We start from the raw sequence: 1,510 nt of genomic DNA, 5'->3' as shown, positions 1-1,510 counted from the left end.
CGGCGCAGGGGCGCGAAGCCGAGCGGCGAGTCGTAGTCGACCAGCCCCTCGCCCTCCGCCCGGGCCAGGCCGCGCAGGGCCCGGCGGATCGCCGGGTCGGGCATCCAGTCGGCCGGCAGCCAGCCGCAGCCGGGCTTCAGCCCGGGCCGGCGCCGGGCTCCGGTGTCTCCAGCGACTGGCGGGCGATCCATAGCGGGTCGATGGTCCGGTCCAGCCGCCGGCCGGGCTCGGCCAGGGTCAAAGGCTGGGCCCGCCGGGCGACGTAGAAGCCGGATCCGGGCCGGGCGGCGATCGCGCCCTCCGCCGCCAGCCGGTCATAGGCCTCGACCACCGTCGATTTCGACACGCCCAGCGCTTCGGCCAGTCGGCGGATCGACGGTACCCTGGCCCCCGGCGCCAGGGCGCGGCTCTCGATCCGCTGCCAGATCGTGTCCATCACGGTGGCCACGAGCGTGGCGCCGTCGCGCGGCGCGGGAACCAGTTCGAGCATCCGTACCGGGCTCCGGACCAGGACAGTTCGGCGAAACTGTACTCTACCATCTCTGGCTTGCGTCGTCGCCGGGCGCGAAGGTCACCGGCATCATGCAGGCGACTCAGACGACCATGGACGGATCTTCGAACGAGGCGGCGGCGGGCTGGATCAACGGCCTGCTCGGCGTCCTCATCTTCAGCGGCTCGCTGCCGGCGACCCGGGTGGCGGTGCTCGACCTCGACCCGCTGTTCCTGACCCTGGCCCGGGCGGCGATCGCCGGGCTGCTCGGCGCCACGATGCTGCTGGCGCTGCGGCCGCGCCGGCCGGAGCGGTCGGATATCGGGCCGCTGGTCGTGGTTGCCCTCGGCGTGGTGGTCGGTTTCCCGCTGCTGACGGCGCTGGCGCTGCGCTACGTCACCTCGGCCCATGCCATCGTCTTCATCGGCCTGCTGCCGATCGCGACGGCGGTGTTCGGCGTGCTGCGCGGCGGCGAACGGCCGCGCCCGGCCTTCTGGGCGTTCTCGGTGCTCGGCGCCGTCATCGTCGGCGCCTATGCGCTGCGCCAGGGGGCGGAGGCGTCGCCGCTCGGCGACGGGCTGATGCTGGCCGCCATCCTGGTCTGCGGCCTCGGCTATGCCGAAGGCGCCCGGCTGTCGCGCCGGCTCGGCGGCTGGCAGGTGATCTCCTGGGCGCTGCTGCTCTCGCTGCCGCTGTCGCTGCCGGCGTCGCTCGTGACCCTGCCGTCCTCCTGGGCCGCGGTCGGCTGGCCGGCGCTGCTGGCGCTGGCCTATGTCTCGCTGTTCTCGATGCTGATCGGCTTCATTTTCTGGTATCGCGGCCTGGCGCTGGGCGGCATCGCCGCGGTCGGCCAGCTGCAGCTGCTGCAGCCCTTCTTCGGCCTGGCCCTGGCCGCCAGCCTGCTGCACGAGCCGGTCGGCTGGGGCCTGGTCGGCTGCGCCGCCGCCGTCGTCCTGTGCGTGGCTGGGGCGAAGCGCTTCTCGCGTTAGCTCCGCTCCATCCCCCGCACATGCTCGACGA

At 73.7% G+C, this 1,510-nt stretch carries 2 protein-coding genes; one reads left to right on the top strand and one right to left on the bottom strand.

The window, feature by feature from the left end; genetic code table 11:
* Positions 1–136 precede the first annotated feature (136 nt).
* Positions 137–490 carry a GntR family transcriptional regulator gene (locus tag P409_RS34050; RefSeq protein ID WP_034849204.1) on the bottom strand — a complete coding sequence of 118 codons (354 nt, stop codon included), beginning with the start codon at positions 488–490 and terminating at the stop codon, positions 137–139.
* A 113-nt stretch (positions 491–603) separates the two neighbouring features.
* On the opposite strand from P409_RS34050, the gene P409_RS34045 reads away from it, so the two are divergent.
* Entirely contained in the window at positions 604–1,479 is an 876-nt protein-coding gene (locus tag P409_RS34045; RefSeq protein ID WP_034849202.1) for a DMT family transporter, read from the top strand.
* Positions 1,480–1,510 lie beyond the last annotated feature (31 nt).

The sequence above is a fragment of the Inquilinus limosus MP06 genome (assembly GCF_000767795.1).
Taxonomy (GTDB): Bacteria; Pseudomonadota; Alphaproteobacteria; order DSM-16000; family Inquilinaceae; genus Inquilinus; species Inquilinus limosus_E.
This window is presented reverse-complemented; position numbering and strand designations above follow the sequence as displayed.